Origin of the sequence: Nonomuraea terrae (assembly GCF_004348995.1) — a bacterium.
GTDB classification, from domain to species: Bacteria; Actinomycetota; Actinomycetes; order Streptosporangiales; family Streptosporangiaceae; genus Nonomuraea; species Nonomuraea terrae.
This window is the reverse complement of sequence record NZ_SMKQ01000250.1, coordinates 1-12500: the sequence shown is the minus strand read 5'-3', so window position 1 is coordinate 12500 and position 12500 is coordinate 1. Positions and strand designations below refer to the sequence as shown.

Annotated in this window: 14 protein-coding genes; 6 read left to right on the top strand and 8 right to left on the bottom strand. The window is 72.0% G+C overall.

The genetic code is table 11. The annotated features are described in order from the left end of the window. Positions 1–62: 62 nt before the first annotated feature. The 4 genes from E1286_RS41780 to E1286_RS41765 all read right to left on the bottom strand — a co-directional run bounded on the left by E1286_RS41780 (position 63) and on the right by E1286_RS41765 (position 4257). Positions 63–1187, bottom strand: coding sequence for an N-acetylglucosamine-6-phosphate deacetylase (locus tag E1286_RS41780; RefSeq protein ID WP_132622041.1), 1125 nt, complete (start codon positions 1185–1187; stop codon positions 63–65). After that, positions 1184–2434: a neutral/alkaline non-lysosomal ceramidase N-terminal domain-containing protein gene (locus E1286_RS41775; protein WP_132622039.1), complete on the bottom strand. Its 1251-nt coding sequence runs from the start codon at positions 2432–2434 to the stop codon at positions 1184–1186. Before E1286_RS41775 ends, E1286_RS41780 begins: the two co-directional genes overlap by 4 nt. Further along, on the bottom strand, positions 2425–3204 hold the full coding sequence (locus E1286_RS41770) for a sugar isomerase domain-containing protein (protein ID WP_223190880.1): 780 nt from the start codon (positions 3202–3204) through the stop codon (positions 2425–2427). The genes E1286_RS41775 and E1286_RS41770 overlap by 10 nt, the downstream gene beginning before the upstream one ends. A 63-nt stretch (positions 3205–3267) precedes the next feature. After that, entirely contained in the window at positions 3268–4257 is a 990-nt protein-coding gene (locus tag E1286_RS41765) for a LacI family DNA-binding transcriptional regulator (protein ID WP_132622037.1), read from the bottom strand. Between the two features lie 98 nt (positions 4258–4355). Here E1286_RS41765 and E1286_RS41760 point away from each other — a divergent pair, with 98 nt between their 5' ends. The 5 genes from E1286_RS41760 to E1286_RS41740 are packed head-to-tail and all read left to right on the top strand — an operon-like array spanning position 4356 to position 9415. Further along, positions 4356–5564, top strand: a complete 1209-nt coding sequence (locus E1286_RS41760; RefSeq protein ID WP_132622035.1) for an AGE family epimerase/isomerase — start codon at positions 4356–4358, stop codon at positions 5562–5564. Next, a complete protein-coding gene (locus tag E1286_RS41755) occupies positions 5561–6325 on the top strand; it encodes a 6-phosphogluconolactonase (protein ID WP_132622033.1) in 765 nt (254 codons plus the stop codon). Before E1286_RS41760 ends, E1286_RS41755 begins: the two co-directional genes overlap by 4 nt. Beyond that, positions 6322–7530: a D-mannonate dehydratase ManD gene (gene manD, locus E1286_RS41750; RefSeq protein WP_132622031.1), complete on the top strand. Its 1209-nt coding sequence runs from the start codon at positions 6322–6324 to the stop codon at positions 7528–7530. The genes E1286_RS41755 and manD overlap by 4 nt, the downstream gene beginning before the upstream one ends. After that, the gene (locus E1286_RS41745; protein ID WP_223190879.1) at positions 7527–8834 is read left to right on the top strand and encodes a mannitol dehydrogenase family protein; all 1308 of its coding nucleotides are present in this window, start codon (positions 7527–7529) and stop codon (positions 8832–8834) included. Before manD ends, E1286_RS41745 begins: the two co-directional genes overlap by 4 nt. Positions 8835–8887: 53 nt before the next feature. Beyond that, on the top strand, positions 8888–9415 hold the full coding sequence (locus tag E1286_RS41740) for a GNAT family N-acetyltransferase (protein WP_132622027.1): 528 nt from the start codon (positions 8888–8890) through the stop codon (positions 9413–9415). Positions 9416–9466: 51 nt separating this feature from the next. Here the strand turns inward: E1286_RS41740 and E1286_RS51570 are convergent, their stop codons facing one another. The 4 genes from E1286_RS51570 to E1286_RS41725 all read right to left on the bottom strand — a co-directional run bounded on the left by E1286_RS51570 (position 9467) and on the right by E1286_RS41725 (position 11729). Next, positions 9467–9589 (bottom strand): hypothetical protein, encoded by a 123-nt coding sequence (locus E1286_RS51570; RefSeq protein WP_281282848.1) that lies wholly within the window; start codon positions 9587–9589, stop codon positions 9467–9469. 157 nt (positions 9590–9746) lie between these two features. Beyond that, positions 9747–10763, bottom strand: coding sequence for a TerC family protein (locus E1286_RS41735; RefSeq protein ID WP_132622025.1), 1017 nt, complete (start codon positions 10761–10763; stop codon positions 9747–9749). Between the two features lie 206 nt (positions 10764–10969). After that, a complete protein-coding gene (locus E1286_RS41730) occupies positions 10970–11260 on the bottom strand; it encodes a hypothetical protein (protein ID WP_132622023.1) in 291 nt (96 codons plus the stop codon). 10 nt (positions 11261–11270) lie between these two features. Then, positions 11271–11729 (bottom strand): Lrp/AsnC family transcriptional regulator, encoded by a 459-nt coding sequence (locus E1286_RS41725; RefSeq protein ID WP_132622021.1) that lies wholly within the window; start codon positions 11727–11729, stop codon positions 11271–11273. A 111-nt stretch (positions 11730–11840) separates the two neighbouring features. On the opposite strand from E1286_RS41725, the gene E1286_RS41720 reads away from it, so the two are divergent. Further along, positions 11841–12326, top strand: a complete 486-nt coding sequence (locus E1286_RS41720; protein WP_187368300.1) for a DUF2000 domain-containing protein — start codon at positions 11841–11843, stop codon at positions 12324–12326. Positions 12327–12500 lie beyond the last annotated feature (174 nt).

The window sequence follows — 12500 nt, the reverse complement described above, 5'->3', positions numbered from 1 at the left end:
GGTCGGGGGGTCGGAGGGCTGCCGGTACGGGACGAGGAGGTTCAGGGTCGGGAGCGGTGCGGTCAGGTGGTGTGGACGGGGGTGCCGTTCACGAAGGTGCGCAGGAGCGACAGGCCGGGAGTGGTGACGATCAGGTCGCCGGGCGCGCCGGGCGCGATGCGGCCGCGATCGATCCCGAGCAGCCGCGCCGGGTTCGCGGCGGCCAGGCCCACCGCCGTGCCGAGCCCGACCTCGGTGCGCGTGACCGCCCAGGCCAGGCACTCGATCAGCGAGCTGCCCGACCCGGCGAGCAGCTCACCGCCGGGCAGCGTCACCCGGCCGTCCTCGCGCACCGTGATCCGCCCGCCGACCGGCGTCGTGTAGTCGCCCGGCGCGCACCCGGCCAGCGCCACGGAGTCGCTGACCAGCAGCGCGCGCCCGGCCCCCTTGGCGCGGAGCATCACGGTGAACGTGTCGGCGGGCAGGTGGTGCCCGTCCGCGATGAACGTCGCGGCGAGCCGGTCCTCGGCGAGCTGCGTCCAGATGTAGTTGGGATGCCTGCGGATCACCGCGTGCGCGCCGTTGCCCAGGTGGGTGGAGAGCCGCGCGCCCGCCCGTACGGCCGCCTCGATGTCGGCGGGCGAGGCGGCGGTGTGCCCGATGGCCGCGACGACGCCGTGCCGGGAGAGCTCGGCGATGTAGCCGGCGGCGCCGGCCCGTTCGGGGGCCAGGGTGACGATCTTCACCAGGCCACCGCTCGCCTCCTGCCAGCGCCCGAACTCGGCGACGTCGGGATCGCGCAGGTGCTCGGCGTCGTGCGCGCCCCGCGGCCCGTCGTCGGCCGCCAGGTAGGGTCCCTCCACGTGCACGCCGGGGATGGCGTGCCGGACCAGCGGATCGGCTTCCCGCGCCGCCGCGATCACGCGCAGGTTCCGCACGATCTTGTCCTCGGGCGCCGTGATGATCGTGGGGCACAACGTCGTGGTGCCGCGCTTCCACAGCTCCCGTACGAGCTCGGCCACGTCGCCGGTCGAGAGGTCGTCGGCGTTGAAGTCGCGCCCGCCGTACCCGTTGACCTGGAGGTCCACCAGGCCGGGGAGGACGAGCGCGTCGGGTGCGTCACGGACCTCGGTGACCGCGGCGATCCGCGGGCCGTCCAGCTCGACGCGTACGGGACGTCCGTCCGCGAGCCTGCCCTCGATCGTCATCCCGCCTCCCCCGCGAGCGCCCGGGCGGCGGCCATCACCAGCCGGCCGGCGTCGGGCGTGAACGCGGCCCGCAGCCCGTAGGCACGATGGGCCTCGCAGATCTCGTACCCGCCGTCGGCGTAGTGCGTCTCCGGGTAGGGCAGGTAGCCGGGCACCCCGCCGGTGTATCCGGCCACGAGCAGCGCGGGATCGCCGAGCGCGGCCCGCAGCTCCACGGCGAACTCGACGAACGGCTCGCAGGGCAGGAAGACGAGCGGCACGCCGCCCCACCGGTGCACGGCGACCTGCACCTCGACCGCCGCCGGGCCTGGGTCGGCCAGCTGCGCGAGCGCCCACTGCGTCCACAACCCGTCGGGTTCGCCGGCGAGCGCGCGCAGCTCGGCGGGCGTGAGCGGGTCGCCGAGCGGCAGCTCGACGCGGGTGGCGGCCACCGACACCGGGCCCGCGGCCGGTTCCGTGGCGGTGGCGAGCGCGGTCTCGCCCACCAGGGTCCCGAAGCGCCGCGCGGCCTCGAACGTCCTGCCCGGCCGCGGCTCGGCGCCACGCAGGCTGTCGAGCGCGGTGTGGCCGGTGTTGAGCTGGCCGCAGCAGCCCTGCAGGAACAGGGCCACGCCGCCGATCCTCGACTCCAGGTGCCGCCGCGCGTAGCCGGGCCAGTCGGCGGTGATCCGCAGGTTGTCGGGGCCGAGCGTCACCGGGTGGCAGGCGTGCGAGAACACGGTGGCGATCGGCTCGCCGTCCGGGCGTTCCAGCCGGATGACGGGGACCGCGGGATCGGTGAGGGTCCCGCCGCGCCGGTTGTGGGCGACGCCGTGGAGGGTGCCGCAGCCGCGGCGCAGCACGGCGGGGGCCAGCGCGGCGATCGCCGCCTCGCCGGCGCCGGCGAGGCGGGAGCAGGCGTCCTCGACGTAGCGGGGGTCGGCGACGCCGCCGATGCCGCCCCCGGTCACCGCGGGCCCGGCGTGCGTGTGGGTGACCGCCACCGCCACCGCCTCCTCCGGGATGCCGGTGCGTTCGCGCAGGTCGCGGGCGATCCGCCGGGTGGTGTCCGGGTCGAGCGCGATGAGGTCGGCGCAGATCACGACGGACGTGGCCGTGCCGTCGGAGACCGCCACGGCGGTGGCCCGCAGCGGGTCGTGCACCGCGGTGGAGGCGGAGGTGCGGGCGGCGTAACCGGCGAGGGAGCCGCCGACCGGCGGCGTGATGTCGGCGGCCGCGGCCCCGGCGAGCAGCCCGTTCACAACCATCGGACCCGCCCGCGGAAACGGTCGAGGAACAGCCCGTTGCGCTCGTCGCCGCCCGGCGCGTTCCCGCTGCGCCAGATCTCGGGGACCGTGCCGCGCGCCGCCAGCTCGGCGATCGCCGCGGCCATCACGCAGTTGAGCGTGTACGCGTTGGCGAACGTCGAGATCGCGCCGACCCGCTCGGGAACGCCCTCGATCTCGATCACGGCGTCGCCGATCGGCACCTTCGTGTCGATGTGCAGGTCGACGAGGTCGTGCAGGTTCAGCTTGGTGGGGTGTCGGGCCGGGTGGCCGGGCGCCGTCCGGTCGGCGTGTTCCCTGGAGGAGACGCCGATCACGGTGACGCCGCGTTCGCGGGCGGTCAGCGCGGCGTCGATGAGCGCGGCGTTGATGCCGTAGGCGTTGACCAGGATGAGCAGGTCGCCGTCGCCGAGCCGGTTGTCCTCGATGACGACGCGGCCGTAGCCGGGGGTGCGTTCGATGGCCATCGAACGCAGCGCGCCGCCGGACAGCAGCGTGCCCTCGTCGAGGATCGCGCTGACGTTGACCAGGCCGCCGGCGCGGAAGAACACCTCCTGCGCGGCGAGGTTCGAGTGCCCGCCGGGGCCGTAGACGTAGATCAGCCGGTCGGTCCCGTGCCGGGCGATGTGGTCGGCGATGAGCGTGGCCGCCGCCCCGACGGCGTCGGCCTCCTCGGTTTCGATCCGGCCGATCAGGCTCACGACCTGCTCGGCGTACGTCCGCATGAGGGACGTGTGCGGTCCGTTCTGCACCTGCAGGCTCCTCGTGACCGATGAAAGCGATTGCAGGCATTCAAGACCATGGCCGCATATCGGTCAAGAGCCGGACCGCGGCCCGGTGGAGTCGCGCGCGACGAAGACGCCGGGCAACCTGACGTGCTCCGGCGCGCCGCCCGGCGCCTCGATCTGCCTGGTCAGCACCTGCACCGCGGTCTCGCCGAGGTCGTCCATCGGCGCCGTCACCGTGGTCAGGCTCGGCGTCACGGTCTTCGCGAGCAGCACGTCGTCGCAGCCGACGACGCTGCGCTCCCCCGGCACGGCGACGCCACGACCGGCCAGCTCGGCGAGCACCCCGCACGCGGTGAGGTCGTCGAAGGCGAAGGCGCCGGTGGCGGCGGTCTCGAGCAGCGCGGCGCCGGCCTGCCTGCCGCCCTTGAACGTCGCCCGGAACGGCCCGAGCTCGGTGAGCTCGACCCCGCGGCCCCGCGCCCACCTGCGGATCGCCTGCGAGCGCCGGGCCGCGGCCCACGACGCGCTCGGCCCGGCCAGCAGCGCGAAGGAGCGGTGACCGTGCTTGTAGAGGTGCTCGCCCGCGTCGAACAGCGCGCTGGTGTTGTCGCAGATCACCGAGGACAGGTCGCGCAGCGGGCGGTTGAGCAGCACGCACGGCAGGCCCCTCGCGGCCTCGCGCAGGGCGGCCGACGACGAGCGCGGCGAGGCCACGATCACGCCGTCCACCCTGCTGCGCAGCCGGGCGACGTGGGCCACCTCCGCCGCCGCGCTCTCCTCGGCGTCGACCAGCATGAGCGCGCTCCCCATGCGCTCGGCCGTGCGCTGCACCGCCCGGACGAGCAGCGGGAAGAACGGGTTGGTGATGTCGGAGACGATCAGCCCGATCGTCTCGGCCCGGCCCGTGACGAGGCCGCGCGCGGCCGAGCTGGGCTGGTAGCCGAGCTCCCGGGCGGCGGCCATGATCTGCTTCCTGACCGGCTCGCTCACCAGCTCGGGGCGGTTGAAGGCACGCGAGACGGTCGCCGCGGAGACGCCGCACCGCTGGGCGATGGAGTAGATCGTCGGCTTGCTCACACCGCGCTCCTCGGCATTGTGCTCTCCCGGCTTGACCCCAGCACTCTAGCGAAGCCAGAATCCATGCAATCGCTTTCATTCCCCGACGGAAGGACGGCATGGGTCCCGAGCAGCCCGAGCAGATCGCCCGCAGGCAACTGGAAGACGTCATCCTCCCCTTCTGGCTCGAGAACGGGATCGACACCGAGCACGGCGGGTTCTTCACCTGCTTCGACAACCGCGGCCGGCGGCGGCTGTCGACGGACAAGTTCACCTGGTCGCAGGGCCGGTTCGTCTGGCTGCTCGCCCGCGCCGCCCGCCTCGCCGAGCGCGGCCTGCTCGCGCTGGACCCGGCCGCGCTCGTCCGGCACGCGGAACGCGGCGCGTCCTTCCTGCTGGAGCATGCCGTCGGGCCTGACGGCCGGTGCGCGTACGTCCTGGACGAGAAGGGCGAGCCGCTGGCCGGGGAGCGCAGCGTCTTCGCCGACGCCTTCGTGGCCATGGGGCTGGCCGAGCTGACCGTGCACACCGGCGCGCCCGACCACCTGGCCACGATCGACCTGATCGTCCAGCGGATCGCGGACGACGTGGCGGCGGGCGATCCCCCGACCCCGCCGTACCCGCTGCCGGCCGGCTGCTCGGGGTTCGGCGCCCGCATGATCGTGCTCAACGCCCGGCTCGACCAGGTACGCGCGCACCAGGCGGTGTCCGGGCGGAAGCCCTCCCTGGACGAGCTGCGCGCCGCCCGCGCGGCCATGCTCGCGCACCGGGAGGACGGCGGCCTGTTCACCGAGACGTTCGTCGCCGATCCCAGCATGCGTGACACGATCCTGGCCCGCCACCGCACCCCCGGCCACGCGCTGGAGGGGACCTGGATGGCGCTGGAGGCGGGCGACCTGCTCGGCGAGACCGGCGACCACGCTGACCTGGTCGCCGGGGTGTCCGCCCTGTGCGCGGCCGGGTGGGACGACGAGCACGGCGGGCTGTTCCGCTACACCGGCGTGTCCGGCCGGCCGTACGGCGGGCCGTACGAGGACCTGGTCAGGCGGACCTGGTCGACCAAGCTGTGGTGGGTGCACTCGGAGGCCGCCTACGCCACCCGGCTGGCCGCCGTGCGCTACGGCGACGCGGAGGCGGCCGGCTGGTTCGACCGGATCTGGGCGTACACGCTGCGGACGTTCCCCGGCGGGGCGGACGGCGAGGAGTGGATCCAGATCAGGGACCGGACCGGGGCCCCGCTGGACGAGGTGGTCGCCCTGCCGGTGAAGGACCCGTACCACATCTCCAGGAACCTCATGCAGATCGTCGCGCTCGGAGACCACCGATGAACACCGGCCCTGTGATCACCCGGGTCGCCGGACGCCTCGACGTCCGGATCCATACCGACAGGGCGGCGTCAGGCGCCGCCGCGGCGCGGGCCGCGGCCGCCGCGTTGCGCGCGGCGCTCGCCGCCCGCGGCGAGGCCAGAGTGGTCTTCGCTGCCGCGCCCTCCCAGCGGGAGATGCTGGCCGGGCTGCGCGCGGCCGAGGGCGTCGACTGGTCCAGAATCGTCGCGTTCCACATGGACGAGTACATCGGCCTGCCCGCGGACGCGCCCCAGCGGTTCGGCCGCTTCCTGCACGACGAGCTGTGGGACGCGGTGCGCCCCGGCGCCGTCCACGTGATCGACCCGGGCGACGACCCGGAGGCGGAGAGCGCGCGTTACGCCGAGCTGCTCGGCCGCGGGCCGATCGACCTGGTCTGCCTGGGCATCGGCGACAACGGCCACCTGGCGTTCAACGATCCGCCGGTGGCCGACTTCGCCGACCCCCTCGCGGTCAAGGTCGTGGAATTGGACGACGCCTGCCGGCGGCAGCAGGTCAGCGACGGGTGCTTCGCCACGCTCGCGAACGTGCCCGAGCGGGCGGTCACGCTGACCGTGCCCACCCTGATGGCCGGGCGCACGCTCGTCGCCACCGTGCCCGGCCCGAACAAGAAGGCCGCGCTCGCCGCCGCGCTCGACGGGCCGATCGCCGAGAGCTGCCCCGCCTCGGTCCTGCGCACCCACCCGGACTGCACCCTCTTCGCCGACCTGGAGGCCTACCAGTGAAGATCACCGACGCCAAGGTCATCGTCACCAGCCCGGGCAGGAACTTCGTCACCCTGAAGATCACCACCTCGGACGGCGTCACCGGCATCGGCGACGCCACGCTCAACGGCAGGGAGCTCGCGGTCGCGTCCTACCTGCGCGACCACGTCTGCCCGCTGCTCATCGGCCGCGACCCGGCGCGCATCGAGGACACCTGGCAGTACCTCTACCGCGGCGCGTACTGGCGGCGCGGCCCCGTCACGATGACCGCGATCGCGGCCGTCGACACCGCCCTGTGGGACATCAAGGGCAAGGTCGCCGGCCTGCCGGTCTACCAGCTGCTCGGCGGGCGCTCCCGCGAGGGCGTCACGGTGTACGGCCACGCCAACGGCGAGACGATCCCCGAGGTGCTCGACGAGGTGGCGCGCTACGTCGATCTCGGCTACCGCGCCGTCCGCGTTCAGTGCGGCGTCCCTGGTCTCGACGCGACCTACGGCGTCGGCAAGGACAAGATGTTCTACGAGCCCGCCGAGACGAGCCGGCCGAGCGAGGCCACCTGGTCCACCGAACGCTACCTGCGCGTCGTGCCCGAGCTGTTCGCCGCCGTACGCGACCGGTTCGGCTACGACCTGCACGTCCTGCACGACATCCACCACCGCCTCACCCCGATCGAGGCCGGTCGGCTCGGCTCGACGCTGGAGGAGTACGCGCCGTTCTGGCTGGAGGACCCGGTGCCGGCCGAGCTGCAGGAGGGGTTCCGGCTCATCAGGCAGCACACCAAGGCGCCGATCGCGGTCGGCGAGGTGTTCAACTCGATCTGGGACTGCGAGCAGCTGATCCGCGAGCAGCTCATCGACTACATCCGGGCCACGGTCGTCCACGCGGGCGGGATCACCCACCTGCGGCGGATCTTCGACCTGGCCGCGCTCCACCACGTGCGCACCGGCTCCCACGGCGCCACCGACCTGTCCCCCGTGTGCATGTCGGCCGCGCTCCACCTGGACATCGCCGTCCCCAACTTCGGCATCCAGGAGTACATGCGGCACACCGAGGCCACCGACGAGGTCTTCCCGCACGGCTACCACTACGCCGACGGCTACCTCCACCCGAGCGAGGAGCCGGGCCTCGGCGTCGACATCGACGAGAAGCTCGCCGCCCGCTACCCGTACGAGCCGGCCTACCTGCCGGTCAACCGCCTGATGGACGGGAGCATGCACCATTGGTGAGACTCAGCCGCGCGACCCTGGCCAGGGTCGCGCCCGAGGCGCGCCCGCTGGCGGAGCCGCGCGTCACCGGCGTCGTGCACCTCGGCATCGGCGCCTTCCACCGGGCCCACCAGGCCGTCTACACCGAGCGCGCCATGGCCGCGACCGGTGACGACCGCTGGGGCATCTGCGGGGCCAGCCAGCGCAGCACCGACGTGGCCGACCGGCTGCGCCCCCAGGACTGCCTGTACGGCGTGCGCGCCGGCGAGGAGACCCGCGTCGTCGGGTCGGTGCGCGAGGTGCTCGCCCCCGATGACGACCTCGCCGTACGGCTGGCCGCGCCGGAGACGGCGGTCGTCACGCTGACCATCACGGAGCGGGCGTACCGCCGCACATCGCGCCCCGGCGCGATCGGGAGGCTCGTCAGCGGGCTGCGCGCCCGCGCCGCCGCGGACGCGGGCCCGCTCACCGTCATCTCCTGCGACAACCTCCCCGGGAACGGAGCGACGCTGGCGGGGCTGGTGGCGGACCTGTGCGAGCCGCCGCTGCTGGACTGGGTCGAGCGGAACGTCACGTTCCCCGCGTCCATGGTGGACCGGATCGTGCCCGCGACCACGCAGGCCGACCTGGACGACATGGCCGCCAGGCTCGGCGTGACCGACCTCGGCGCGGTGGTCACCGAGCCGTTCACGCAGTGGGTGATCGAGGACTCCTTCGCCGGTGACCGACCGGCGTGGGACAAGGCGGGCGCGCTCCTGGTGGCCGACGTCCGGCCGTACGAACGCATGAAGCTCCGCCTGCTCAACGGCAGCCACTCCGCCATCGCCTACCTGTCGGGCGCGACGTACGTGTCGGAGGCCGTCCGCGATCCGGCGTTCGCCGGGTTCCTCCGCCGGCTGATGGACGAGGACCTCTCCCCCACCCTGGGCGGGCTCGACGGGTTCGACCTGGCGGGATACAAGGAGTCGTTGCTGGCCAGGTTCGCCAACCCCGGCCTGCGGCACCGCGTCGCGCAGATCGCGGTGGACGGCTCGCAGAAACTGCCGCAACGCCTGCTCGACCCGGCCCGCGACCGGCTGGCCGCCGGGCACGAGCCCCGCTGGATCGCGCTGGCGGTGGCCGGCTGGATGCGCCACGTCACCACGGCCCCCGACCTCGACGACCCCCTCGCCGACCGCCTGCGCGGCAACGGACCCTCTTCGGCCGCGGCGACCGTGAACCGCCTGTTGTCCATCGACGAGATCTTCACCCCCGACCTTCGCGAGAACGAGACGTTCCGCGCCCTCCTCACCGACTCCCTGCAACGCCTCACCACCCGGAGGTGATGGCGCCACGGGGGCCTTGGCAGGCTTGGGCGTCCGACGATGAGGAGGTTCCCATGCTGACCGGAGAACGTGTTCGACTGCGAGCCCTTGAGCCGGCCGACAGCGAGGCGATGTGGCGCTGGTACCACGACCCGGAGGTGGGCCGGTGGATGGGCGGCGATCCGCCCATCTCGCTTGCTCAGAACATCGAGAAAGGGCAGAACAGGCCGCGCAACACGTTCGAACAGATGCTGCTCGGCATCGAGACGCTCGACAGCCGGAAGCTGATCGGATACGTCGCCCTCGGCGACACCGACTTCGTGCACGGCGAAGCCACGCTGCAGAGCGTCGCCATCGGCGAACGCGACCATTGGAACGGCGGCCACGGAAGCGACGCCGTCCGGGTGATCTGCCGGTACGCGTTCGAGGAGATGGGCCTGCACCGGGTGATGTTGTGGGTCGTCGCGGAGAACACCGGGGCCGTGCAGGCCTACAAGAAGGTGGGTTTCGTCGAGGAAGGCCGGCGGCGGGAGGCGTTCCGCAGAGCGGGCAAGCGCTACGACTACCTCATGATGGGCCTGCTGGACACCGAACTGAGGTGAACCCCGCAGGCTCCGCCACGGCCGGCCTCTGAGCCTGCCGCAGGCCCGGCGTCACAGATCACCGAAGAACACGCGCTCACGCGCCTGTTCGACCGGGACCAGGGCGGCGCCACGCACCACGGGTCTGTCGATCGTCACGGGCAGCCGCAGCTTCCGGCGGAGGGCTTCGATCACGTTCCCGCACCATGCGGGCATGTCGTAGCACGTAACAGACGCGGACGCCCGGGATTCGCGTTCATGTAAGAATCCTGACCCGCGACGCGTCCTGCGCGAAGGCGCATGGCAGGAGCTCGCCGCCGGGCGCGGGCCACGGCGGCGAGCCTTGCTGCTGCTACTCGGCGGGCTCGGGTTCCGAGACGGGCGGCGCGGGGCTCCGGCGGGCGTCGCGCTTGGACTTGAGCACGCTGAGCACCGTCGTGACGGCCAGCACGGTGACGATGACGCCCAGCGAGACCCAGTTGTTGATCTCAGGGACCCAGGTGACGTGCTCGCCGCCGTTGATGAACGGCAGCTCGTTCTCGTGCAGGGCGTGCAGCACGAGTTTCACGCCGATGAAGCCGAGGATGACCGCCAGACCGTAGGACAGGTAGACGAGTTTCTCCACCAGTCCGCCGAGCAGGAAGTACAGCTGTCTCAGCCCCATCAGCGCGAACGCGTTGGCCGCGAAGACCAGGTACGCGTCCTGGGTGATGCCGAAGATGGCGGGGATCGAGTCGACCGCGAAGACCAGGTCCGCGCCGCCGATGGCGATCATGACGATGAACATCGGGGTCAGCCAGCGGCGGCCGTCCCGTTTGATGGTCAGCTTGGAGCCGTGGTACTCGTCGGTGACCGGGAACAGCTTGCGCACCAGCCGTACGACGCCGCCGTTGGGGTCGTACTCGTCGTCGTCCTTGTTGTTGAACGCCAGCTTCCACGCGGTGTAGATGAGGATGCCGCCGAAGAGCCAGAAGACCCAGCTGAAGCGCTGTACGGCCTGTGCGCCCACGCCGATGAAGATCCCGCGCATGACCAGCGCCATCAGGATGCCGATGAGCAGCACGCGGTGCTGGTGGATCACGGGCACGGCGAAGTTCGCCATGATCAGCATGAAGATGAACAGGTTGTCGACGCTCAGCGAGTACTCGGTGATGTAGCCGGTGAAGTACGCGGCCGCTTGGTCGTCACCGCCGAAGACCCACACGCCGGCGCCGAACGCGATGGCACAGCCGATGTAGAAGGAGATCCACCGCGCGGACTCGGCGATCGTGACCTTGTGGGGTTTCCTGTTGACGATGACGAGGTCAACGAGGATGAGCCCGAGCAGGGCGGCGATGGTGGCGGCCCAGAGCCACGCGGGCACGGACATGGGTGGGGGCATAAGTGCTCCTCCGACTTAGGCGTTGACACGTCTGTCGGAGGTCTTCTCCGCCCGCGCCGTCGCGGACCGACCGCGCCGGGCCCCGAGGCGGGTCCGTGATGACGACGCGGCCGCGAAGGAGTACTCCCCTCCACTTCGCTGCGATCGTACATACAGAATGCTGTATCCCATAGCCCCAATTCATGTGGCGTGGCCTACAGGCATCCGATCCAGGCGACGCACGTGTGGCCGTCGCCATCGGGCATCTCCAGCTGCCCGTATCCGGCCTTCACCCGGGCCTGGGTCGCACCCTCATTCTGCCCGTCCGGGAGGCAGTCCGGGCGGCCGCCCATGTGAGAACCGCCACTGGGGTCGGTCCATGGGATCCCGGCGGGGATGAACGCCGACATGCTCTCGTCGTCGGTGACGAAGGTGCCCGAACCATCGCTCGTCAGAACCGCGCGCCCTTCCGCGACATGAACGGGCACGTCACCGGAGGGCAGCAAGCTCGCCGGTTCACGGCAGGACAGGGGCGATGCGGTCGTTGCGGAGGTGCTCGTAGACGATCGAGGTGCGGACGTCGGCGACCTCGGGGCGCTCGGTGAGCTTGTCGATGACGAACGCGTACAGGCTGGCGTTGTCGGGCACCGCGACGTGCACGATGAAATCCTCGGTCCCGGTGGTCACATAGACGCCGAGCGTGTCCGGCAGGGCGCTGACCCAGTTGCGAAAGCCCTCGATGTTGCGCCGCGACGGGGGGCGTACGCGGATGGCGATGAGGGCCTGGACGGGGCGGCCGATGGAGGGCAGGTCGACGTCGAGGATCGCCCCGCGGATGACGCCCCGCCGGCGCAGGGCGCGGGTGCGGTCGAGCGCGGTGGTCGGGGAGACGCCGACCGCCTCGGCGACGTCGCGGTTGGTCTTCCGTGCATCTGACTGCAGTTCCGCCAGGATCGCCGTATCAAGTTCGTCCATACCCGCTTCGACCTCACTCCATCCGAATTAAATACGGATTGCTTGTTCATCTGGTGAATGAACGCCTAGCCTATCGAACTAGTTCCGTATGGATGAGTAGAGGAAGTCAGGATGTCCGACCCGAGCACCATCCCGGGAGGCGTCGGTTTCGCGCCCGAGGAGATCGACCCCACCGCCCCGACCCGAGCGGCACGCCTCAAGTGGGTGGTCGTGATCAACGACGACCTGCCCGCCGGCCGCGCCGTCAACGCGGCCGTCTGTGTGGCGGCCGCGACCTCGGATGCGGTGACCGGCATCTTCGGCGACGACGCGATCGACGCGGACGGTCACGCCCACCCGGGCCTGCCCTGGGCGGGGTGCTCCATCCTGACCGCCGACGCCGCCACGTTGCGCGCGATCCGCGCCAAGGCCGCCTCCGCCGGCAACTGCTTCGTCGCCGACATGCCGGCCGCCGCCCAGCACACGCGCGTCTACGCCGAATATCTCGACACCGTGAAAGAGACCGCCGCCGAGGACGTGGAGTACTACGCCGTCAGCATCGTCGGGCCCCGCAACCGCGTCGACAAGATCGTGGGCAAGCTGCCGCTGATGCGGTGAAACCGCAGAAACGCGGCGCGACTGCCCGCACGGGCGCGGCGTGCGCCGTAAGACCGAGCGTCTGGGCGCTGCCGCTCCGGCTTCACCGCCACCGGCGTCGACTGGGTCCGCTGACCCGGGGCCCGAGCTGAGGGCGATCCGCCTCCCCGGCGAACCGCCCACCCCCTCCCGGGC

Bases quoted from the DNA above. Each gene is read 5' to 3' on its own strand.
- E1286_RS41780 (WP_132622041.1), bottom strand. From the start codon at position 1,187: ATGACGATCGAGGGCAGGCTCGCGGACGGACGTCCCGTACGCGTCGAG.
- E1286_RS41775 (WP_132622039.1), bottom strand. From the start codon at position 2,434: ATGGTTGTGAACGGGCTGCTCGCCGGGGCCGCGGCCGCCGACATCACG.
- E1286_RS41760 (WP_132622035.1), top strand. From the start codon at position 4,356: ATGGGTCCCGAGCAGCCCGAGCAGATCGCCCGCAGGCAACTGGAAGAC.
- E1286_RS41755 (WP_132622033.1), top strand. From the start codon at position 5,561: ATGAACACCGGCCCTGTGATCACCCGGGTCGCCGGACGCCTCGACGTC.
- E1286_RS41740 (WP_132622027.1), top strand. From the start codon at position 8,888: ATGCTGACCGGAGAACGTGTTCGACTGCGAGCCCTTGAGCCGGCCGAC.
- E1286_RS41735 (WP_132622025.1), bottom strand. From the start codon at position 10,763: ATGTCCGTGCCCGCGTGGCTCTGGGCCGCCACCATCGCCGCCCTGCTC.
- E1286_RS41725 (WP_132622021.1), bottom strand. From the start codon at position 11,729: ATGGACGAACTTGATACGGCGATCCTGGCGGAACTGCAGTCAGATGCA.
- E1286_RS41720 (WP_187368300.1), top strand. From the start codon at position 11,841: ATGTCCGACCCGAGCACCATCCCGGGAGGCGTCGGTTTCGCGCCCGAG.